General features: G+C 72.0%; 15 protein-coding genes, 1 rRNA gene and 1 pseudogene. 9 read left to right on the top strand and 8 right to left on the bottom strand.

All coding sequences use genetic code 11. The features are described from left to right. Positions 1-1,908, top strand: a pseudogene (locus G3I54_RS22485) (hypothetical protein); the annotation flags it as partial. Between the two features lie 75 nt (positions 1,909-1,983). Here the strand turns inward: G3I54_RS22485 and G3I54_RS22490 are convergent. Beyond that, complete coding sequence (locus G3I54_RS22490) at positions 1,984-2,325, bottom strand: hypothetical protein (protein ID WP_164616693.1); 342 nt, start codon at positions 2,323-2,325, stop codon at positions 1,984-1,986. A 561-nt stretch (positions 2,326-2,886) separates the two neighbouring features. Here G3I54_RS22490 and G3I54_RS22495 point away from each other — a divergent pair. From G3I54_RS22495 to G3I54_RS22510, 4 genes are read left to right on the top strand one after another with little or no spacing between them, the layout of a single operon-like run. Then, entirely contained in the window at positions 2,887-5,922 is a 3,036-nt protein-coding gene (locus G3I54_RS22495) for a nitrate- and nitrite sensing domain-containing protein (protein WP_164616682.1), read from the top strand. After that, positions 5,919-6,362 carry a roadblock/LC7 domain-containing protein gene (locus G3I54_RS22500; RefSeq protein ID WP_007446101.1) on the top strand — a complete coding sequence of 148 codons (444 nt, stop codon included), beginning with the start codon at positions 5,919-5,921 and terminating at the stop codon, positions 6,360-6,362. The genes G3I54_RS22495 and G3I54_RS22500 overlap by 4 nt, the downstream gene beginning before the upstream one ends. 11 nt (positions 6,363-6,373) lie before the next feature. Further along, the gene (locus G3I54_RS22505; protein ID WP_164616683.1) at positions 6,374-6,811 is read left to right on the top strand and encodes a DUF742 domain-containing protein; all 438 of its coding nucleotides are present in this window, start codon (positions 6,374-6,376) and stop codon (positions 6,809-6,811) included. Continuing rightward, complete coding sequence (locus G3I54_RS22510; protein ID WP_164616684.1) at positions 6,792-7,430, top strand: ATP/GTP-binding protein; 639 nt, start codon at positions 6,792-6,794, stop codon at positions 7,428-7,430. Before G3I54_RS22505 ends, G3I54_RS22510 begins: the two co-directional genes overlap by 20 nt. Positions 7,431-7,580: 150 nt before the next feature. Here the strand turns inward: G3I54_RS22510 and G3I54_RS22515 are convergent, their stop codons facing one another. The 4 genes from G3I54_RS22515 to G3I54_RS22530 all read right to left on the bottom strand — a co-directional run bounded on the left by G3I54_RS22515 (position 7,581) and on the right by G3I54_RS22530 (position 10,590). Continuing rightward, on the bottom strand, positions 7,581-8,771 hold the full coding sequence (locus tag G3I54_RS22515) for a lipid-transfer protein (protein ID WP_164616685.1): 1,191 nt from the start codon (positions 8,769-8,771) through the stop codon (positions 7,581-7,583). Continuing rightward, positions 8,768-9,235, bottom strand: coding sequence for a zinc ribbon domain-containing protein (locus tag G3I54_RS22520; protein ID WP_203686986.1), 468 nt, complete (start codon positions 9,233-9,235; stop codon positions 8,768-8,770). The genes G3I54_RS22515 and G3I54_RS22520 overlap by 4 nt, the downstream gene beginning before the upstream one ends. Positions 9,236-9,319: 84 nt before the next feature. Continuing rightward, the gene (locus G3I54_RS22525) at positions 9,320-9,685 is read right to left on the bottom strand and encodes a DUF962 domain-containing protein (protein ID WP_164616686.1); all 366 of its coding nucleotides are present in this window, start codon (positions 9,683-9,685) and stop codon (positions 9,320-9,322) included. 107 nt (positions 9,686-9,792) lie between these two features. Further along, a complete protein-coding gene (locus tag G3I54_RS22530; protein ID WP_203686991.1) occupies positions 9,793-10,590 on the bottom strand; it encodes a M15 family metallopeptidase in 798 nt (265 codons plus the stop codon). Positions 10,591-10,666: 76 nt separating this feature from the next. Here G3I54_RS22530 and G3I54_RS22535 point away from each other — a divergent pair, with 76 nt between their 5' ends. Continuing rightward, positions 10,667-11,230 carry an NUDIX domain-containing protein gene (locus G3I54_RS22535; protein WP_164616688.1) on the top strand — a complete coding sequence of 188 codons (564 nt, stop codon included), beginning with the start codon at positions 10,667-10,669 and terminating at the stop codon, positions 11,228-11,230. A gap of 78 nt (positions 11,231-11,308) precedes the next feature. Here G3I54_RS22535 and G3I54_RS22540 read toward each other — a convergent pair whose 3' ends face one another. Continuing rightward, entirely contained in the window at positions 11,309-13,672 is a 2,364-nt protein-coding gene (locus tag G3I54_RS22540; RefSeq protein ID WP_164616689.1) for a glycoside hydrolase family 31 protein, read from the bottom strand. 216 nt (positions 13,673-13,888) lie between these two features. Between G3I54_RS22540 and G3I54_RS22545 the strand changes: the two genes are divergently transcribed. Continuing rightward, positions 13,889-15,880 (top strand): acetoacetate--CoA ligase, encoded by a 1,992-nt coding sequence (locus G3I54_RS22545; protein ID WP_164616690.1) that lies wholly within the window; start codon positions 13,889-13,891, stop codon positions 15,878-15,880. Between the two features lie 63 nt (positions 15,881-15,943). Continuing rightward, positions 15,944-16,891 (top strand): hypothetical protein, encoded by a 948-nt coding sequence (locus G3I54_RS22550; RefSeq protein ID WP_164616691.1) that lies wholly within the window; start codon positions 15,944-15,946, stop codon positions 16,889-16,891. Positions 16,892-16,973: 82 nt separating this feature from the next. Here the strand turns inward: G3I54_RS22550 and ptsP are convergent, their stop codons facing one another. Continuing rightward, positions 16,974-18,644: a phosphoenolpyruvate--protein phosphotransferase gene (gene ptsP, locus G3I54_RS22555; RefSeq protein WP_164616692.1), complete on the bottom strand. Its 1,671-nt coding sequence runs from the start codon at positions 18,642-18,644 to the stop codon at positions 16,974-16,976. A gap of 76 nt (positions 18,645-18,720) precedes the next feature. Beyond that, positions 18,721-19,170, bottom strand: coding sequence for a PTS glucose transporter subunit IIA (locus G3I54_RS22560; protein ID WP_103511197.1), 450 nt, complete (start codon positions 19,168-19,170; stop codon positions 18,721-18,723). A gap of 689 nt (positions 19,171-19,859) precedes the next feature. On the opposite strand from G3I54_RS22560, the gene G3I54_RS22565 reads away from it, so the two are divergent. Beyond that, positions 19,860-20,290: ribosomal RNA gene (locus G3I54_RS22565) — 16S ribosomal RNA — on the top strand; the annotation flags it as partial.

Consider the following 20,290-nt stretch of genomic DNA (forward strand, 5'->3'; position numbering starts at 1 on the left):
CGGGCCGGCTGGCAGGTCCGGCTGCGCGAACTGGTCGACGAGGCCGCCGAGTCCGAGGCCCGCGCCGCCGTCTGCCTCGACCTAGCCCGCGCCGCCGACGAGGACCGCAGGGCCGCCCAGCGCGCCGGGGACGACGCCCGGCGCACCGCCCGCGCGCTGCGGGCCGAGCGCGCCGAGATCGCCGGTGTCCCCGAAGTCCTCCCCGAGGAGGACGAGTCCAAGGCCCGCACCGCCCTGCCCACCCTGCGCGAGGCCTACCGAGCCGCCTCCCAGCTGTACGAGAAGGTCGGCGTCGGCGCCGACCTGCGCGCCGAACAGGCCCGCGCCGAGAGCGACGAGAGCGCCGCCCTCGCCGAGCTGGACCGCCTCACCAACAAGGTCCGCACCCGCGCCGCCCAGCTCCTGGAAGGCACCGACGGGGCCGACGGGCCCTCCCGCCAGGCCGCCGCCGCCCGCGCCGAGGCGCACGTCCAGCTCCTGGAGACCCGCGCCTCCACCGCCAGCGAGCATCTGGGACGGCTGCGCGGCGAGGCCGAGCGGCTCGCCCCCGACGACGAGCGGCAGCACCACACCGAACTGCCGGACGACCTGGTCCCGGCCGACGCCGAGAGCGCCCAGGCCCTGCTGCGTACCGCCACCGCCGAACTGGCCGAAGCCACCGCCGCCCTGGACACCGCCCGAGCCGCCCACAGCGAGCTGCTGCACGCCCACCGCACCGCGGAGGACTCCGCCGGCGGCTTCGACGAGACCGCGGCCCTGCTGCGGGACCTCCTGCGCGACCACGGCACGGACGACGGGACCGAGGAACCCGACCCGTACCCCGGCAGTCTGGAGGAGGCCCGGCAGTCCGCCGCCGAGTCCCGCCGCTCCCTGCGCGGCTGCAACGCCGACCTCTCGGCGGCCGAGAGCGCCGTCCGGGAAGCGAGCGACATCCTCGTCCGGCACGCCAACTCCACCCGCTACGAACAGGTCCGCACCCCCGCCCGCCAGCAGATCCGCGAGCTGCCCGCCTCCGCCCTGCCCGAGCACGCCCAGAAGTGGGCCGACGCCTTCGCCCCCCGGCTGCGCGTCCTCACCGACGAGCTCGTCCAGCTGGAACGCAACCGCGACTCGATCGTCGACCGGCTGCGCGGCCTGGTCGAATCGGCGCTCACCACGCTGCGCTCGGCCCAGCGGCTCTCCCAGCTCCCCGAGGGCCTGGGGGAGTGGTCGGGTCAGGAATTCCTCCGGATCCGCTTCGAGGAACCCGACCAGGCCACCCTCACCGAACGTCTCGGCGAGGTCATCGACGAGGCCACCCACGCCGCCCTCAAGAAGAACTCCGACCTCCGCCGGGACGGTATGTCCCTGCTGCTGCGGGGCGTCGAGGCGGCGCTGGAGCCCAAGGGCATCGCGGTGGAGATCCTGAAGCCGGACGCCGTGCTGCGCGCCGAGCGCGTCCCGGTCGGGCAGATGGGCGACGTCTTCTCCGGCGGGCAGCTGCTCACCGCCGCCATCGCCCTCTACTGCACGATGGCGGCCCTGCGCAGCAACGACCGGGGCCGCGACCGCCACCGGCACGCGGGCACCCTGTTCCTCGACAACCCGATCGGCCGCGCCAACGCCACGTATCTGCTGGAGCTCCAGCGGGCCGTCTCGGACGCGCTGGGCGTGCAACTGCTTTACACGACCGGTCTGTTCGACACGACAGCGCTCGCCGAATTCCCCCTCGTCATCCGGCTCCGCAACGATGCCGACCTGAGGGCGGGGCTGAAGTACATCAGCGTGGAGGAGCATCTGCGCCCCGGCCTGCCGCAGCAGGACCCGGACGGCGAGACGGTCCACGGCGAGATCACGGCGACCCGCATGTTCAAGCGGAACGAACAGACCGCGGCCGCCGCCCACCCGGACCCCGAACCGGGCGAGTAGCACCACCCGGCGGCGGGACCGACCCGCGGGTCAGGCTCGGCAGCGGGCCGGGTCCAGCGGGCCAGGTCCAGCAGGTCAGGCCCGGGAGAGGTCGCCGGTGTTCCGGCGGCCGCCTATGCCACCGCCCGTGCCGTCCCGCTCGGCCCGGCGGGACCGGCGCCGCTCACGGCGTATCTGCCGGGCCGAACTGCTCGGCACGGACACCACCCCGTTGCGCTGGTTCCACACCTGCCGGGTGACCCAGACGTCGAGCACCGACCAGGTGGCGACCACCGTGCTGGCCACACTGCTGAGCACCATCGGGAAGGCCAGCCAGGAGCCGGTCAAGGTGCTCAGAAAGGCGATCATCGCCTGGATGATCGTCAGCGACATGATGAGAACGGCACGCACGGCGGCCGTCCGCACCGCATCGGGCATCCGCCGCTTCGAGGCCGGCTCCTCCACCCACAACTGCCGCGGGATCCGTGCCCCGTCCGCGGCTTCCGCCCTCGCGGCCGCCGGTACTCCGGCGCTTCCGCGTTCCTGCGTGCTCAAGGTCCTTCAACTCCCCACCACTGTCCGACTTCAGGGTGGCTGCCCGGCTTGCGCCGGTTCTACGCGGGCGGAATACGTCCGTCCCGCCGCGCACGACCCCACCGTGCGTCTACCCCGTACATATGGACGAACCACCCGTCCCGAAGATTCCCCTGAAAAGCGCCCGCAGGGCACAGAAGGTCACGGACCGAAGAATTCCAGCCAACTGATACGTGCCGGTACCGGCGGGTCCGGCCGGTATCCTCTGTCGCTTTCGCGAATTTCATCTCCGGGAATACCGGGACAACTCGTGATCAAGTCTAGCGTGGACGGCTGAAAATCATCCGGACGTGTCTTCGAGTTGTCTCTGTGTCAGTAGTAGGCTCGCGCCGTTTATTGACACAGGGCCGAGCAACGGCCAGGAGAAGACCACCCCCGCGGTGCGGGGCCGATCTGGGGGAGGCCATGCGCTTTCGCGGGAAGTCCATCCGCAGGAAGATCGTGGCGTTGCTGCTGGTGCCGCTCGTCTCCCTCACCGGCCTCTGGGTCTTCGCCACCTACATCACCGGCCGTGAGGCCGACGAGTTGATGAGCGCCGGATCCATCGTGGAGAAGGTCGCGCACCCGCTGGACGACGCCGTCCGCGCCGTACAGGCCGAGCGACGGCAGACCCTGGTCTTCCTCGCCGACCCCCGGGCCTCCGACGCGCTCCCCGTCCTCATGGGCCAACGCGCCGCCACCGACCGCGTCGTGGGCGAGGTCCGGGAGAACGCCCGCGCGCAGGACGTCCGCGAATCGCTGAGCGCCGCCGACAGCAGCCGCCTGGACGCGATCCTCAGTGCCGTCGACGGACTGGAGGCCCTGCGCGAATCGGTCGAGAAGCGCACCATCAGCCGGGCGAAGGCGCTGGACTTCTACAACGGCCTCGTCGACCCCTCGTACCGCTTCCTTAACGGTCTCCACACCCTGGAGAACGTGTCGATGGACAAGCAGATGCGGGCGCTGGTCGGGGTCTCCCGGGCCCGGGAGATGCTCTCGCGCGAGGACGCGCTGATCGCCTCGGGCCTCATAGCCGGCCGCTTCACCACCGCCGAACTGCGCCGGATATCCGGCCTCGTGGCCCAGCGCGAGCTGCTCTACGAAGTCAGCCTGGAGAACCTCCCCGCCGCCGAGCGCCGACGCGTCGAGCAGTTCTGGGGCAGCCCCGACACCGAACCGCTGCGCACCGCCGAAGACGCCCTGATCGCCGCCGGTCCGACGAAGCGCCCCGGCGCCGTCGACGCCGCCCGCTGGGAGGAGGCGGCCGTGCCCGTCCTCGACCGGCTGGCGAACGACTCCACGGAGATGGGCAACCGCTTCCAGGACCGCGCCGAACCGGCCGCCTACCGGGTCCTCGCCCAGGCGGGCATCGCCGGAATCCTCGGCTTCCTGGCCCTGATCGTCTCGATCTTCGTCTCCGTCCGCATCGGCCGTGAACTCGTCCGCGACCTCTCCCGGCTCCGCAAGGACGCCCACGAGGTCTCCGGCGTACGGCTGCCGAGTGTCATGCGCCGACTCGCCGCGGGCGAGCAGGTGGACGTCGAGACCGAGGCCCCGCACCTCAGTTACGAGCCCGACGAGATCGGCCAGGTCGGCCAGGCGCTCAACACCCTTCAGCGGGCCGCCGTGGAGGCCGCCGTCAAGCAGGCGGACATGCGCCGCGGCGTCTCCGAGGTCTTCGTCAACCTCGCCCGCCGCAACCAGGTCCTCCTGCACCGCCAGCTCACACTGCTGGACGCGATGGAGCGCCGTACCGAGAACAGCGACGAACTGGCCGACCTGTTCCGCCTCGACCACCTCACCACCCGTATGCGCCGGCACGCCGAAGGGCTCGTGATCCTCTCCGGCGCCGCGCCCTCCCGCCAGTGGCGCAAGCCCATCCAGCTGATGGACGTGGTGCGGGCCGCCGTCGCCGAGGTCGAGGACTACGAACGCATCGAGGTCCGGCGCCTCGCCCGGATCGGCGTGGGCGGCCCCGCCGTCGCCGACCTCACCCACCTGATCGCCGAACTCCTGGAGAACGCCACCGTCTTCTCACCCCCGCACACCGCGGTCCAGGTGCACGGCGAACGCGTCTCCAACGGCTTCACGCTCGAAATCCACGACCGCGGCCTCGGCATGGCCCCCGAGGTCCTCCTCGACGCCAACCTGCGCCTCGCCGAGACCCCCGACTTCGAGCTCTCCGACACCGACCGGCTCGGCCTGTTCGTGGTCAGCCGGCTCGCCCAGCGCCAGAACGTCCGGGTCTCCCTCCAGAAATCGCCGTACGGAGGCACCACCGCGGTCGTGTTCATCCCGGCCGCCCTGCTCACCGACGCCCCCGACACCCACGGCACCGGCTTCCGCCTCGACCGCCGGGCCGAGCGGGCGATCGGCAGCGGCCGGAGTTCGGATTCGGCGCAGGGCGCGAACAGCACGGCCTCGGGCGGGGAACGCCGGGTCAACGGCCGGTCCGCGGTCCTGTCGCCGGTGCCCACCGGTCTCACCGGACCGGGCGTCCTGGACGGGCCGGTCGAGCTGGAGGCCCCGGTCGGCCCGCTGGACTTCGCCGGCGACCCGCTGGACCGTACGCCGGACCCGGCCCTGGACCCGGCCCTCGGTCCCGTCCTGGACGGCGTCTCCGACCTGGAGGACACCGAGAGCGAGCGGGGCGGCATCTTCCGCGCCCGCGACCTGCGCCGCGAGGGCGACCGCGGGCCCCGCCGCGACGAGCCCGGCGGCCCGCGCCGCGACACCGACCGGGACCAGCACCAACAGGCCCGCGACCACGGTGACGAGGCCACGGCGGAGGTCCGCCCGATGCGCCCCGCCGGACCCGTCCCGCTGCCCCGGCGTACGCCGCCGACCCTGGTCACCGACCGGGGCCGCCGGGTCGACACCCGTGGCGACGACCCGGACGCGACCCCCGCGAAGGCCACCGGCCCGGTCCCGCACACCGCCGACCGGGCCCCCGATCCGGCCGACAGGCCCCGTACCGCGGACGCACCCTGGACCGCGCGAGCCGCCGCCCGCCGCGCGCCGGAGCCACCCCGTACGACCGAGGAGTCCCACGACACCGGGGCATCCCGTACGACCGAGGCGCCCCGCCCGGCAGAGGCGTCCCGCGCCGGGGGAACCCCCGCGCCGGCCGCCCCACCGGCACCCGACACGATCGGCGGACTGCCCCGGCGGGTCCGGCAGGCCAGCCTCGCCCGCCAGCTCCGCGAGGAGTCCGCGGACCGGACCCCGCTCCGGGCGCCCGTGGACTCGTTCGACGACGAGCGCGACGCGGACGAGGTACGCGACCGTATGGCCTCGCTCCAGCGCGGCTGGCAGCGCGGCCGACGGCAGAACGCCGAACCCGCCGAGAACACCGGGACGACCGGGAACACCGCGACCACCGAAACCGCCGAGGACACCGCGAACACCGGCGGCCCCGGTGGCACAGCACCAGGAACCACTCCGGGAGGGGACGGTCGATGACCGCACCGAACGCCGCAGCACACAACCCCGCACGCCACGGCTCGGGCGAACTGAACTGGCTGCTCGACGAGCTCGTCCAGCGCGTCGCCAGCATCCGCAAGGCGCTGGTGCTCTCCAGCGACGGACTCGCCACCGGCGCGTCGGCGGACCTGACCCGCGAGGACAGCGAGCATCTCGCCGCCGTCGCCTCCGGGTTCCACAGCCTCGCCAAGGGCGTGGGCCACCACTTCGACGCGGGCCGGGTGCGCCAGACCGTCGTCGAACTGGACGAGGCGTTCCTCTTCGTCACCGCCGCCGGCGACGGAAGCTGCCTCGCCGTTCTGGCGGAGGCCGACTCCGACGTGGGCCAGGTCGCCTACGAGATGACACTGATGGTAAAGCGCGTGGGGGCCCATCTGGCCAACGCCCCACGGACCACCGGTCTGCCCGCCGGAGGCTGAGTGTGGCGGGCATGAGCGCCGACTCCCCCCGGGGCGCCGGCCCCGGATCCCCGGACGGGACCGTCGATCCCCAGGCCTCGCGGTGGTACGACGCCGAGGCGGGGCCCGTGGTCCGCCCGTACGCGATGACCCGGGGGCGTACGAGCAGCGCCTCCCGTCATCGCCTCGACCTGATCGCGCTCGTCGTACCGGAACCGGCCGCCGACGATCCCGGCCGGGACCAGACGCTCGCCCCCGAGCATGTGGCGATCGTCGAACTCTGCAGCGACATGCCCCAGTCGATCGCCGAGCTCGCCGCCGAACTCGACCTCCCGGTAGGGGTGGTGCGGGTCCTGGTCGGCGATCTCGTCGAGGACGAGCTGGTGCACGTCACCCGTCCCGTTCCGCCGGCCGAGCTGCCGGACGTGAACATTCTTCGCGAGGTAATCAATGGCCTTCGGGCGCTCTAGCCGCGTCAAGCAGCGGCCCGTCGAGCCCGTCACCCTGAAGATCCTGGTGGCGGGAGGGTTCGGCGTCGGCAAGACGACCGCGGTCGGCGCGGTCAGTGAGATCAGGCCCCTGCGCACCGAGGAACGCCTCAGCGAGGCGGGCCGCCCGGTGGACGATCTGGACGGGGTCGAGTCCAAGACCACCACCACGGTCGCGATGGACTTCGGCCGGATCACGCTGCGCGAGGACCTGGTCCTCTATCTGTTCGGCACACCGGGCCAGGACCGCTTCTGGTTCCTGTGGGACGAACTGGCGCAGGGCTCCCTGGGCGCGGTCGTCCTCGCCGACACCCGGCGTCTGGAGGACTGCTTCGCTGCGGTCGACTACTTCGAGCGCAGGCGGATCCCGTTCACGGTGGCGGTCAACACCTTCGAGGGCGCCGAGCGGTTTCCCACGGAGACCGTGCAGGCCGCCCTCGACCTCGACCCCGAGGTCCTGGTGCTCGTCTGCGACGCGCGGGACCGGTCCTCCGTGCGCGATGTCCTGGTCGCGGTCGTGGAGCACGCGGTGGAGCGCGCCGCGGTGGAGCGCGCCGCGGTGGAGCGCGCCGCGCGGGCCCGCGAACCCGTCGCCACCTGAGCCGAAGGCGTCCGGGCACGCGTACGGCCCGTACCCCCGCCGACAGGGGTACGGGCCGCACGCTGTCCGGCGCGCCGGGCCCCGAGTGTTCTGCGAGGGTGACGTGCAGTCAAGTGAAGGGCAGGGAAAACCTGTTGGGGCCACCCGCGGTCAGCGGACCGCCACCACCGCCGAGCCGTGTCCGAACAGCCCCTGGTTCGCCGTGATGCCGACCCGCGCCCCCGGCACCTGACGCTCCCCGGCCCGCCCGCGCAACTGCCGCGTCAGCTCGCATACTTGCGCGATGGCCTGGGCCGGAACCGCCTCGCCGAACGAGGCCAGACCGCCGCTCGCGTTCACCGGAACCCGCCCGCCCGGCCCGGTCGCCCCCGAACGCAGGAGCTTCGCCCCCTCGCCCGGACCGCACAGCCCGATGTCCTCGTACCACTCCAACTCCAGTGCGGTGGACAGGTCGTATACCTCGGCCAGCGAAAGATCCTCCGGCCCGATCCCCGCCTCCTCGTACGCGGTCCGCGCGATCGAGGCCCGGAAACTCTCGGGCGACGGGTCCACGGCCACCGCTGAGTCCGTGCCGATGTCCGGCAGATCCAGGACGGTCCTCGGGAAGGTCGGCGTCACGGTGGAGACGGCCCGGATCCGCACCGGATCACGCACCCCGCGGCGCCGTGCGAACTCCATGCCGCACAGCACCAGGGCGGCCGCCCCGTCGGACGTGGCGCAGATGTCCAGCAGCCGCAGCGGATCGGCGACCATCGCGGAGGCGGCGACCTCCTCCGCCGTCACCGGCCTGCGGTAGCGGGCGAACTCGTTCAGCGCCCCCGCCGCCGCGTTCTTCACCTTGACCAGCGCGAAGTCCTCCGGCGTGTCCCCGTACAGCGCCATACGACGGCGGGCGTACAGCCCGAAGTAGGCCGGGTTCGTCGCCCCGAGCACCCGGAAGCGCAGCCAGTCCGGATCGTCCGGCCGCTCCCCGCCCGCCGGGGCGAAGAACCCCTTGGGCGCGGCGTCGGCCCCCACCACCAGGACCACGTCCGCCAGCCCCGCCAGGATCTGCGCCCGCGCCGTGTCGATGGCCTGCGCCCCGGAGGCGCACGCGGCGTACACGGACGCCACCCGCGCCCCCTGCCACCCGAGCGCCCGGGCGAACGTCGCCCCCGCCACGTACCCCGGATAGCCCCCGCGCACCGTCTGCGCGCCGACCACCGACCGCACCTCGGGCCAGCCGATGCCCGCGTCCGCGAGCGCGGCCCGCGCGGCGATCCGCCCGTACGTGACGAAGCCGCGCCCCCACTTGCCCCACGGATGCATCCCGGCCCCGAGGACGGCCACGTCGCCGCTCATGAGGCGTCCCCGCCCGCCGGCACGGGCCGCCAGTGCCACGTCGTGTGTACGGTGCCCGTCGCCCGGTCCTCGTCCAGGACGCCCGGCACCACCTCCACCACCGAGCCGACGGGCAGATCGCCCACGCCGACCCCGGGCGCGGCCTGCCCCAGCACCACCATGCGCTCGGCGGCCAGCTCGACGGCGACCAGCGTGTACGGGACCCAGGGCTTTTCGGGGTCGCTGACGTACGGGGGAGGCGGCCGGTAGCGCCCGTCGGTGCAGGACCACACCGTGCCCCGCTTCGACAGCGGCACCTCCGCCAACTCGCCGCCGGGGCATGCCGGGTTGCGGCAGTGGTCGTCCTCGCGGGGGAAGTGGACCGACCGGCAGCCGGAGCAGCGGGTGCCCAGCAGCCGGAAGTCCTCCTCCGCGGTGTCCTCGGTGAACCAACCGGCCACCACGGGTGTGCGCGTGCGCGACAAAGCCCCTCCCGGCACTGGATCTGACGGAACGTCAGAAGTGTGCCACGGGCGCCGTCGTCCGGCGAGGGGTCCGGCTCCTCGGCCTCAGCCGTCCTTCCCGTCCTCCCCGTGCTCGGCCAGCCACTTCGCCGCGGTCTCCGCCAGCTCCGCGTCCCGGCCCGCGAGCATCGTCCGGATCATCTGCGCGTCCCCGCGCAGCGACCACACCGGGTGCCCGAAGGTGGCCGGGTTGTTCTTCTCGATCAGGAAGTGCGCGGGCCACGCCGTGCCGTACCCGATCAGCGGCAGGGCCGCCAGATAGCGCTTCCGGCCCCGCGCCAGCCCGTAGGCGGAGATCGCGAGCCCGGTCAGGGTGCCGGTCAGATGGACCCAGCGAGTGGCGGCACGGGAGTGCATCGCGACGTAGTACGGCCAGAATTCCTCGTACGAATCGAACGTCTGCTGTGACATACGGGCACCGTAGCCGCCCGATCGGCAACCGAACACGCCCCTTTCGCGTCCGAAATGAAGAACGGGCGGCCGGAGCCCACGGGGGTGGTCCCGGTCGCCCGTTCTCCTCAGGACCTGCCCACCGACCGGCGGTGCACCGGGAAGTCGAAGAAGGTGTCCGGGAACGGCTCCGGCTTGAACGTGAAGTGCCACCACTCCTCCGGCAGATTCACGAACCCCACCTCGGTCAACACCCGCTTCAGGAACTGCCGGTTGGCGCGCTGAACCCCCTGGATCCGGGGATCGTCCGTGTGCGACAGGGTGTCGAAGCAGTCGTAACCCGTGCCCATGTCCAGCGAGTTGTCGGGGAACCGCTCGCCCTTCGGCGCGAAGCAGGGGGTCAGCCGCTCGCCCGGACGGTACGGCCTGGTCGGCGGGGCCGGCAGCCTCACCAGAGTCAGGTCCACCGTGCTGCCCCGGCTGTGCCCGGACTTCTCGGCGATGTAACCGTCCTCGAAGAGCCGGTCCTTGTCGACCTGCGGATAGAACTCCTCCTTCATCGTCTGGTCGTCGAGGTCCTTCGCCCATCGCACGAAGTGGTCCACCGCCCGCTGCGGCCGGTAGCAGTCGTACACCTTGAGCGAGTACCCCTGGCGCAGCAGCCTCTTCTGCGCCAGGTGCAGGGCGCGGGCGGCGGGCCGGGTCAGGATGCAGACCGGCTGCCGGTATCCGTCCACCCGCTCGCCCATGAAGGTGTGCGCCGTGGTGTAGCGCATCTCCTGGATGATCGTCGGATCCACCGAACGCAGCGCCACGAACTCCTCGGGAGCCATCGGTTCGGGGCGTGCCTGCGCCGAGGGGGAGAGGGCGGTGACGGCGAGGAGGGCGGCGGCCGTGGCGGCCAGGGCGCGGAGAGCGGTACGCATTCCTGTCATGGGCACACCGTCTATCAGCTCGGGCGCCCTGCGGGAAAGGACACAGGCGGTCCGATACAGTCCGCCCGTGTCCGAACCCGGCAACAGCCCTTCCCCGACCGCCCCGCAGCCACCCCGGTACGTACGGAACTCCCACTGCGGCACCTGCGGAGCCCCGTACACCCCGCTCCCGTCCGCCGACGCCTGGCCCCGCACCTGCACGCACTGCGGAACCACCGCCTACCGCAACCCGCTTCCCGTCGCGGTCGCCCTGCTCCCCGTCATCGGCCCCCGCTCCACCGGCCTCGTCGTCATCACCCGCACCATCGAACCGCAGAAGGGCGGCACGGCTCTGCCCGGCGGGTTCATCGACCACGCCGAGGACTGGCGTCACGCGGTAGCCCGTGAGCTGCGCGAGGAGACCGGCATCGAGGCCGCCGCACAGGACGTCCGCCTCGCCGACACCCTCAGCGACACCGACGGCCACCTCCTGGTCTTCGGCCTCCTCCCGGCCCGCCCCCTCGCGAGCCTCCCGCCCTCGACCCCCACCGACGAGACGTCCGGCTACGACATCCTGTACAGCCCGCGCCCCCTGGCGTTCCCCCTGCACACGGAGGCCGCCGACGCCTGGTTCGCGGGGCGCCACGGCTGAGGGCGTCACGGCCGTGGGCGCCGGGCACGTCCCGGCCGGGGGCTTACGGAGGAGGTGGCGTCCGCCCCTCCGCAGGCCCTAGAGCCCGTTCGCCGCCCCCCGCACGCGCACCGGACAGTCGACCCCGCCCTCCGCGCCGTCCCGCTCCACCACCACGCGGTCGCCTTCCCACCGCGTCACATACCGCTCGACCTCCGCCTCCGCCCACCCGTCGCCCGGGTCCCGCACCACCAGCCCGCCGCCCGTACGCCCCGCCGCGGGCGCCCACGCCTCCAGCTCCGGCCCGCCGTCCGCACCCCGTACCGGAATCACCGCGCCCGCCCGCGCCAGCACCGGCACCCGCGACAGCGGAGCGTCGACCAGGACCTGGCCCGGACCTTCGTACGCCCGCCCGGTCACCGTGTCGTACCACCGCCCCCGGGGCAGCCGCACCGCCCGCCGCCGCGCCCCGGGCTCCAGCACCGGAGCCACCAGCAGCGCGTCGCCCAGCAGGAACGCGTCCTCGCACTCCCGCAGCGCCCGGTCGCCCGGCGCACCCCACCACAGCGGCCGCACATAGGGCGCACCGGTCAGCCGCGCCACGTGCGACAGCGTCACGAAGTACGGGTGCAGCCGCTCCCGCTCCACCAGCGCCGCCCGCGCGTACTCCAGCGCCTCCGGCCCGAACTCCCACGGCTCCCGCCGCCCCGCGCCGGTCGCCGAGTGCGTACGGAACAACGGCAGATACGCCCCCAGCTGGAACCACCGCAGATACAGCTCCGGCGACGGGAACCCGTCGAACCCGCCCACATCCGGACCCGAATACGGCACCCCGCACAGCCCGAGCCCCACCACCAGCGACAACGACGCCCGCAGCCCCGGCCACCCCGTCGACACATCACCGGACCAGGTGCCCCCGTACCGCTGCATCCCCGCCCAGCCCGACCGCGAGAAGAGGAACGGCCGCTCCTTTGGACGGAACCGGAGCAGCCCTTCATAGCCCGCCCGCGCCATCGCCAGGGCGTACACGTTGTGCGCCTCGCGATGATCACCACCGGCGCCCTCCAGGACATGCCGGGCCGAACGCGGCAGCGACGGATCCCCGAACGCCGCGAAGGACACCGGCTCGTTCATGTCGTGCCAGATCCCCGAGAAGCCCTGCGCAAGCCGCTCCTCGTACAGAGATCCCCACCAATCCCGCACAAGCGGATCGGTGAAGTCCGGATAGACGGACGCCCCCGGCCACACCTCCCCGACCACCACCCGCCCCCGCGCGTCCCGGACGTACGCACCCCGCTCACCGACCGCCCGCCCCGCGTCGAACACCGCGTCGCCCGGCTCCGCCTTCACCGCCGGATCCACGATCGACACCAGCCGCACCCCGTCCTCGCCCAACTCCTTCGCCAGCGCGGGCAGACCCGGGAACCGCTCCCGGTCCACCGTGAACACCCGGTGCGCGTCGTAGTGGTCGATGTCCAGATGCAGCACCGACAGCGGCAGCCCCCGCTCCCGGTACCCGGCGGCGACCCGCCGCACCTCCCGCTCACTGCCGAACCCCCACCGGGCGTGCTGCGGCCCCAGCGCCCAGGACGGCGGCAGCGCCGGCGCACCCGTCAGCGCCGTCCACCCCTGGAGCACCCGGGCCGGCGTCCCCGCCACCACCCAGCAGCGCAGCGGACCGCCCTCCATCCGCACCTCGCAGGTGCCCGGCCGGTCATGCCCCGAGCCGGCGCCCTCCTCGCCCTCCCGCAGCACCACCCGCCCCGCCCAGCTGTTGTCGTGGAACGCCAGATGCGTCCCCGCGTCCGACACCACCACCTGCACCGGCATCGTCAGATACAGCGGATCGTCCTCCGGACCGAAACGCCCGCCGGGATCGGTGTTCCACAGCCCGTACACCCCGTCCCGCAACCGGGGCCCGCCCGCCCGGCCGCCCAGCCCGAAGAACCGCGCGTCCGCCGGCACCTCGGAGCGCTGCACCCACCGCACCGGCCCCCCGCCCACCGGCTCCCACCAGCGCGGCGGCAGCTCCCGCCGCAGCAGCAACCCGCCTGGCGTCCGCAGCTCCACCGCCCCCGTCCGCGACACCACCACCGTCAGCCGCTCCGAGACCACCTGCCAGCCGCCGTCCTTGTCCGGCTCCAGCACCGCCCGCGGATCCGGCGCGGGAGCCGCACCCGGCACCGCGTACGACGGCAACGGCTCCGCCCCGTCCCACGCCCAGAACACCGCACCGCCCACCGACACCCGGATCCGCAGCTCCGAACGGGCGAACCGCACCACACCCCCGCCCGGCCCCGGCTCCGCACCCGTCAGCGCACCCGGCACCCGGGCCCGCTCCGCACCGCGCGGAGGCAACGCACGCGCGTCCGCCGACCGGCGCCGCCACGCCGAACGCACGGTGCGCAGCCCCCGCACCGAACCGACCAACCTCACCCGACGCACCAGGTCACGACCGTCCATGGCGCACACCCTGCCACCCGTCCGACCCGCAGAACCTTCCGTTCAACTCCCGTTCACCCGCTCCGGCCCGAAAGCGACGGAGCTCCTCACGGCGGGGCCACCCTGGTGCCGAAGACGATCACATGGCATCGTCCGTGTCAGCCGCTCACGCGCACACCCCAGCCCGTGCGCGCCGACGCCCACCCCGCGTACCCGTACAGCCAGGGAGCAGCCCTCATGACCGCAGCCACGCCCGACGACGCCCCGCTCTGGCAGCCCGGCCCCGACCGCATCGAGGCCGCGGCCGTCACCCGCTTCCAGAACTGGGCCGCGACCCGGTACGGCGCCCCGGCCGACGGCGGGTACGCCGCCCTGCACCGCTGGTCCGTCGACGAGCTCGACACCTTCTGGCGCGCCGTCGCCGAATGGTTCGACATCCGCTTCTCCACGCCGTACGAGAGCGTCCTCGGCGACCGCGCCATGCCCGGCGCCACCTGGTTCCCCGGCGCCACCCTCAACTACGCCGAACACGCCCTGCGCACCGCCGAGGACCCGTCCCGCGCGGACACCCCCGCCCTGCTGTACGTCGACGAGACCCACACCCAGCTCCCCGTCAGCTGGGCCGAACTCCGCCGCCAGGTCGGCGCACTCGCCGCCGAACTCCGCGCCCTCGGCGTCACCCCCGGCGACCGCGTCAGCGGCTACCTCCCCAACATCCCGCAGGCCGTCGTCGCCTTCCTCGCCACCGCCGCGGTCGGCGGCGTCTGGACCTCCTGCGCCCCCGACTTCGGCGCCCGCAGCGTCCTCGACCGCTTCCAGCAGATCGAGCCCGTCGTCCTGTTCACCGTCGACGGCTACCGCTACGGCGGCAAGGAACACGACCGCACCGAGACCGTCGCCGAGCTCCGCCGCGAACTGCCCACCCTGCGCGCCGTCGTCCACATCCCGCTGCTGGGCACCGACGCCCCCGAAGGCGCGCTCGCCTGGGCCGCCCTCACCTCCGCTGACACCGAGCCGGTCTTCGAACAGGTCCCCTTCGAGCACCCGCTGTGGGTCCTCTACTCCTCCGGCACCACCGGTCTGCCCAAGGCCATCGTCCAGTCCCAGGGCGGCATCCTGCTCGAACACTTCAAGCAGATCGGCCTGCACTGCGACCTCGGACCCGAGGACCGCTTCTTCTGGTACACCTCCACCGGCTGGATGATGTGGAACTTCCTAGTCTCCGGCCTCCTCACCGGCACCACCGTCGTCCTGTACGACGGCAGCCCCGGCTATCCGGACGTCAGCGCCCAGTGGCGGGTCGCCGAACAGACCGGCGCCACCCTCTTCGGCACCTCCGCCGCGTACGTCATGGCCTGCCGCAAGGCCGACATCCACCCCGGCCGCGACTTCGACCTCTCCCGCGTCCAGTGCGTCGCCACCACCGGCTCCCCGCTCCCGCCCGACGGCTTCCGCTGGCTCCACGACGAGTTCGCCAACAGGGGCGCGGACCTCTGGATCGCCTCCGTCAGCGGCGGCACCGACGTCTGCTCCTGCTTCGCCGGAGCCGTCCCCACCCTCCCCGTCCACATCGGCGAACTCCAGGCCCCCTGCCTCGGCACCGACCTCCAGTCCTGGGACCCGTCGGGCAAGCCACTGATCAACGAGGTCGGCGAACTGGTCGTCACCAACCCGCTGCCCTCCATGCCGATCCGCTTCTGGAACGACCCCGACGGCAGCCGCTACCACGACAGCTACTTCGACATGTACCCCGGCGTCTGGCGGCACGGCGACTGGATCACCATCACCGACCGCGGCTCGGTGATCATCCACGGCCGCTCCGACTCCACCCTGAACCGCCAGGGCGTCCGCATGGGCTCCGCCGACATCTACGAGGCCGTCGAACGCCTCCCCGAGATCCGCGAATCCCTCGTCATCGGCCTCGAAGAACCCGACGGCGGCTACTGGATGCCGCTCTTCGTCCACCTCGCCGAAGGCGCGACCCTCGACGACGACCTGCGCGCGGCGATCAAGCAGACCATCCGCGAGAACCTCTCCCCGCGCCACGTACCGGACGAGGTCATCGAGGTCCCCGGCATCCCGCACACCCTCACCGGCAAGCGCATCGAGGTTCCGGTCAAGCGGTTGCTCCAGGGAACCGACCTGGCCAAGGCGGTCAACCCGGGCTCCGTCGACAACCTCGACCTCCTCCGCTTCTACGCCGAACTGGCCGCGAGCCGCCGCGCGTAACGCCACTGTCAGTCCCCCTGATTACGCTGAGTGAGCAATGATTCACCGCGCACAGGGGGACACATGGCGCACACCGACCACACCGACCACAGCTCCACCCACCACCCGAAGCACGACGGGAAGTCCGGCCCGAGGCACGCCGCCACCATGCGACGCACGCTGCGCCGCGAAGCACCCAGCACCGTCGGCCTGCTGGCCGACGCACAAGACTTCGCGGCCATGCGGCACTACCGCACCTTCACCTTCGACGACCACACCGTCTATCTCCAGCAGGTCGAGAGCCTGCTCAAAGCGCTCACGGCCCAGGGCGTCCACACCACCGTCGCCCTCTTCGACCCGGAGGACTACGCGGAGTTCTGCGCCGAATCCGGACTCGACGCCGACACCGGGGTCAGCCGCAGCCGCTTCACCGCGGAGATCGCCGCCGCCGGAGCCACGGTCACCTACACCGGCCAACGCCTGAGCGACCTCATCCCCGTCCTCGTCTCCCGCGCCGTCCGCCAGGCCACCTGGGAGTACGCCACCCTCCTCCTCGCCGACCTCGGCAACTGCGCCGACTGCGGCCAGGACATCGGACGCGCGGCCTTCGACCGCGCCTCCCACCTCCTGATGCGCCTGCTGGAAACGGCGGGACCGGGCACCCACCACCTGGTGTGCAGCACCCCGACGGAGAACGACCAGCTCCTGGCCGTGCTCCACACCCACCGCGACACCACGGGACCGGCCCGCCTCGACAGCGCGGAGGGCGCGGAGTTCGCCACCGTCCTCGCGGTCGCCATCGCCCTCGAATCACGCGGGGGAGTCGTCCTGCGCACCAGCGCCCCCGACAGCCCGGACCGCGTCCACGGCTGGCGACTGGCCCACGGCGCACTCGCCCCGCTCACCGCCGGCGAGGTCTTCAACGCCTACTGCACCGACGCGGACACCGGAGAGCCCGTCTCCCCGGAATCCGGCGTGGAGTACTGCGCGGGATTCGACATCGGAGCCGACCCGGCGGAACCCCACCACTGAGACGCCGGAGAACACCACACAGCAGGAGGGGCTTCCCACCACCCGGCGGAAAGCCCCTCCTGCTGAACGGCACCTGCCTCGGCTACTCGCCGGACAGCACAGCCTGAGCGGCGCTGCGCGCCTCGTCGGCGGAGTCGGCGGAACGGGCGGCGTTCGCCGCACGCTCGCACTGCGCCAGCGTGTACTTGGCGAGCGTGGCCCGCACATAGGGAATGGACGCCGCACCCATGGAGAGCGAGGTGACACCCAGCCCGGTCAGCACGCACGCCAGCAGCGGATCGGCCGCGGCCTCACCGCACACACCACAGCTCTTGCCCTCGGCACGAGCCGCGTCGGCGGACAGCGCCACGAGATCCAGCAGCGCCGGCTGCCAGGGGTCCTGGAGCCGCGACACCGCGCCCACCTGACGGTCGGCCGCGAAGGTGTACTGCGCCAGGTCGTTGGTGCCCAGCGACAGGAACTCCACCTCCTGGAGAATCGACCGCGCCCGCAGAGCGGCCGACGGAATCTCCACCATCGCGCCGAACTTCGCCCGCAGCCCGGCCTCGCGGCACGCGTCCGCGAACGCCTTGGCGTCGATACGGTCCGCCACCATGGGGGCCATGACCTCCAGGTACACCGGCAGACCCTCGGCGGCCTTCGCCAGCGCGGTCAGCTGGGTACGCAGCACCTCGGGGTGGTCCAGCAGACTCCGCAGCCCACGGACGCCGAGCGCCGGGTTCGGCTCGTCGGCCGGCGTCAGGAAGTCCAGCGGCTTGTCGGCCCCGGCGTCCAGCACGCGCACGACGACACGCCCCTCGGGGAACGCCTCCAGCACCGCGCGGTAGGCCGCGATCTGCTTCTCCTCGGAAGGAGCCTGCTTGCTGTCGTCCAGGAACAGGAACTCGGTCCGGAACAGCCCCACACCCTCGGCACCCGCCTCGACCGCCGCGGGCACATCGCCCGGGCCGCCGACGTTGGCGAGCAGCGGCACCTTGTGTCCGTCGGAAGTGGCACCAGGACCGGTGGATGCGGACAGCGCAGCCTTACGGGCGGCAGCCGCGCTCTCCATCTCCTCCCGCTTCTCGGCGCTCGGGTTCACGAAGATCTCACCCGTGCTGCCGTCCACCGCGACGACCGTGCCCTCGGCCAGCTCACCCGCGCCGGGCAGCGCCACCACGGCCGGAACGCCGAGCGCCCGCGCCAGGATCGCGCTGTGGCTGGTCGGCCCGCCCTCCTCGGTGACGAAGCCGAGCACCAGCGTCGGGTCGAGGAGCGCGGTGTCGGCCGGCGCGAGGTCGCGCGCGATCAGCACGTACGGCTCGTCGCTGTCCGGCACACCGGGCATCGGCACACCGAGCAGCCGCGCCACGATCCGGTTCCGTACGTCGTCGAGGTCCGCGACCCGCCCCGCCAGGTACTCCCCGGCATTGGCGAGCAGCGCCCGGTACGCGGCGAAGGCGTCGTACACGCCACGCTCGGCGGTGCTGCCCACGGCGATGCGCCGGTCGACATCGGACATCAGCTCGGGGTCCTGCGCCATCATGGCCTGCGCCTCGAGCACGTGCTGTGCCTCGCCGCCGGCCAGATTGCCGCGCGCGATCAGATCGGCGGCGACCGCTTCCACCGCCTGCCGGGCACGCCCCTGTTCGCGACCGGCCTCCTCGGCGGGAATCGATTTGGCCGGCGGCTCCAGCACCGCCGTACCCATGTGCCGAACCTCGCCGATGGCCACACCGTGGCTCACGCCGACGCCTCGCAGCGTTGTCTCCATTTCACCCGTCTCCGGTTGTGCGGCGACCGAGTCACCGCGGTGGTTGTGCAACTGGCTCGTCACTGCGCGCGAGGCGCTACTGCCAGCCGAACAGCGTGTCGCCGACCTTCACGTCCCCGTCCTCACGGACATCGGAGAGCGACTCGGCGGTGGCTTCCAGGGCCACGATCGGGCAGATGGGTGACTTGCCGGCGGCCTCGACCGCGGACGGGTCCCAGCGCACGATGCTCTGGCCCCGGGTCACCGTGTCCCCCTTGTTCACGAGAAGCTCGAAGCCCTCGCCGTTGAGCTGGACGGTGTCGATACCGAGGTGCGTCAGGACCCCGTGCCCGTCCGCGTCGACGACGACGAACGCGTGCGGGTGCAGGGAGACGACGATGCCGTCGACCGGGGACACGGCCTCGGAGGGCTCGCGTACGGGGTCGATGGCGGTGCCGGGACCGACCATCGCGCCGGAGAAGACCGGGTCGGGAACCGCGGTGAGTCCGATGGCGCGTCCAGCAAGAGGGGACGTCACGTTGGTCATGGGGAGCCTCCCAGGGGGTGGAGATTCAGGTGTCGCCGCCGCGACTGATGGGGGACGGCGTACTGCTCAGCAGAGTAAGTCATATGAAGTCCCGGTTCCGCCCGAGACCTACCGCTTGGCGGACCTAGGGGTGCACCAGAAACGATTTGCCTCGACTCCCGGCGGCCTGTACTGTCGTACTCCTGCCTGACCCCAACGCGACTTTGAGTCGGGGGTCGGCGGCGACCTTCAAGCCCAGATCCTAACCCTGAACCTTTCTTCGGCATGCCCGAAGGCCGTGGTCAGGAGGACGGAAAAGGCCTGATAGAGTCGGACTCGCCGAAAGGGAAAATGCGAAAGCGAATTACCCGGAAGCGAAATGCGGAACCCGCTTCGACCGGGAATCGGACACGAAAGAGTCTGATAGAGTCGGAAACGCAAGAACGAAGGGAAGCGCCCGGAGGGCCCCGGTGAAACGGGACCGAAGGAAGCGTCCGTTCCTTGAGAACTCAACAGCGTGCCAAAAGTCAACGCCAGATATGTTGATACCCCGGCCTGCTTCGGCAGGTTGGTGGTTCCTTTGAAAGTCCTACCGGGTTCACTTCGGTGACCGGGTAGGCATTTACACAGCGAGGACGCTGTGAACAACGGGTCTTATTCCGACCGGTTGTTCCGCTCTCGTGATGTGTGCACCCGATTACGGGTAAACATTCACGGAGAGTTTGATCCTGGCTCAGGACGAACGCTGGCGGCGTGCTTAACACATGCAAGTCGAACGATGAAACCGCTTCGGTGGTGGATTAGTGGCGAACGGGTGAGTAACACGTGGGCAATCTGCCCTTCACTCTGGGACAAGCCCTGGAAACGGGGTCTAATACCGGATAACACTCTGTCCCGCATGGGACGGGGTTAAAAGCTCCGGCGGTGAAGGATGAGCCCGCGGCCTATCAGCTTGTTGGTGGGGTAATGGCCTACCAAGGCGACGACGGGTAGCCGGCCTGAGAGGGCGACCGGCCACACTGGGACTGAGACACGGCCCAGACTCCTACGGGAGGCAGCAGTGGGGAATATTGCACAATGGGCGAAAGCCTGATGCAGCGACGCCGCGTGAGGGATGACGGCCTTCGGGTTGTAAACCTCT

The sequence above is a fragment of the Streptomyces sp. SID14515 genome (assembly GCF_010548505.1).
Taxonomy (GTDB): Bacteria; Actinomycetota; Actinomycetes; order Streptomycetales; family Streptomycetaceae; genus Streptomyces; species Streptomyces caviscabies.

What these genes read in the sequence shown, in the direction of transcription:
- G3I54_RS22510 (WP_164616684.1), top strand. Translation starts at nt 6,792, where the DNA reads ATGGCCTTCGGGCGCTCTAGCCGCGTCAAGCAGCGGCCCGTCGAGCCC.
- G3I54_RS22495 (WP_164616682.1), top strand. Translation starts at nt 2,887, where the DNA reads ATGCGCTTTCGCGGGAAGTCCATCCGCAGGAAGATCGTGGCGTTGCTG.
- G3I54_RS22530 (WP_203686991.1), bottom strand. Translation starts at nt 10,590, where the DNA reads ATGCGTACCGCTCTCCGCGCCCTGGCCGCCACGGCCGCCGCCCTCCTC.
- G3I54_RS22505 (WP_164616683.1), top strand. Translation starts at nt 6,374, where the DNA reads ATGAGCGCCGACTCCCCCCGGGGCGCCGGCCCCGGATCCCCGGACGGG.
- G3I54_RS22525 (WP_164616686.1), bottom strand. Translation starts at nt 9,685, where the DNA reads ATGTCACAGCAGACGTTCGATTCGTACGAGGAATTCTGGCCGTACTAC.
- ptsP (WP_164616692.1), bottom strand. Translation starts at nt 18,644, where the DNA reads ATGGAGACAACGCTGCGAGGCGTCGGCGTGAGCCACGGTGTGGCCATC.
- G3I54_RS22545 (WP_164616690.1), top strand. Translation starts at nt 13,889, where the DNA reads ATGACCGCAGCCACGCCCGACGACGCCCCGCTCTGGCAGCCCGGCCCC.
- G3I54_RS22560 (WP_103511197.1), bottom strand. Translation starts at nt 19,170, where the DNA reads ATGACCAACGTGACGTCCCCTCTTGCTGGACGCGCCATCGGACTCACC.
- G3I54_RS22550 (WP_164616691.1), top strand. Translation starts at nt 15,944, where the DNA reads ATGGCGCACACCGACCACACCGACCACAGCTCCACCCACCACCCGAAG.
- G3I54_RS22540 (WP_164616689.1), bottom strand. Translation starts at nt 13,672, where the DNA reads ATGGACGGTCGTGACCTGGTGCGTCGGGTGAGGTTGGTCGGTTCGGTG.
- G3I54_RS22515 (WP_164616685.1), bottom strand. Translation starts at nt 8,771, where the DNA reads ATGAGCGGCGACGTGGCCGTCCTCGGGGCCGGGATGCATCCGTGGGGC.
- G3I54_RS22490 (WP_164616693.1), bottom strand. Translation starts at nt 2,325, where the DNA reads ATGCCCGATGCGGTGCGGACGGCCGCCGTGCGTGCCGTTCTCATCATG.
- G3I54_RS22500 (WP_007446101.1), top strand. Translation starts at nt 5,919, where the DNA reads ATGACCGCACCGAACGCCGCAGCACACAACCCCGCACGCCACGGCTCG.